Raw genomic sequence first — 900 nt, forward strand, 5'->3', positions numbered from 1 at the left:
ATGCCCAAGCCCTATTCGCTCGATTTGCGTGAACGTGTTGTGCGGTTTGTCGAGGCGGGCCATTCTCGGCGTGCGGCGGCGGCACATTTTGAGGTGTCGGTTTCGTTCGTCGTTATCCTGATGAGGAACTATCGAGAGACCGAGAGCCTGGCGCCCAAAGCCAGTGGTGGCCGCCGCCATTCCAAGCTCGATCCGCATCGTGCGTTCCTGCTTGGTTGTGTGGCCGAGAAGGACGACATCACCATGCCGGAGCTTGCCGCCCAACTGGTTATTGCTGCAGGCGTCCAAGTCGCTCCCGCCTCGATCTCACGTTGGCTCATCAGGAACGGCTACCGCTTCAAAAAAAACGCTGCTGGCCAGCGAGCAAGATCGACCCGACATCAGCAAGGCGCGCCAGGAGTGGCGGGCCAAACGCCAGCCGCGGATGCGGCTTGAGCCACATCGGCTGGTGTTTATCGACGAGACCGGAACCACGACGAAGATGACGCGCTTGCGCGGTCGCTGCCTGAAGGGTCGGCGGTTGCGCTCAAAGGCACCGTTTGGACATTGGAAGACGCAGACCTTCATCGCCGGGCTGCGCTGCCATGGGCTTACCGCCCCTTTCGTCGTCGACGCGCCGATGAACCGGCGCATCTTCGAGACCTACGTCGAAACGCAGCTCGCTCCGACGTTGGCAAGGGGCGATGTCGTCATCCTTGACAACCTCGCCGCCCACAAGAGTCCAGCCGCCGAGGCAGCCATCAGGGCAAGAGGCGCATGGCTGCTCTTCCTGCCGCCCTACAGTCCGGATCTCAACCCGATCGAAATGGCCTTCGCCAAGCTCAAGGCGCATCTGCGCGCAAAGGCCATCAGAACCATCGACGCCCTGTGGCAGGCCATCGGCGATATCTGCAATCTGTT

General features: G+C 61.7%; 1 protein-coding gene. It reads left to right on the plus strand.

The features are described 5' to 3' along the window. Positions 1 to 900 (plus strand): IS630 family transposase gene (locus tag P9228_RS30825; RefSeq protein WP_278057051.1). Its coding sequence is split into 2 segments (ribosomal slippage), with 899 coding nucleotides annotated over them: positions 1 to 339 and positions 341 to 900; the frame shifts between segments, so codons are not numbered across the junction. This gene is flagged as partial in the annotation.

It is taken from the genome of Mesorhizobium sp. WSM4898 (assembly GCF_029625845.1).
Lineage (GTDB): Bacteria > Pseudomonadota > Alphaproteobacteria > Rhizobiales > Rhizobiaceae > Mesorhizobium.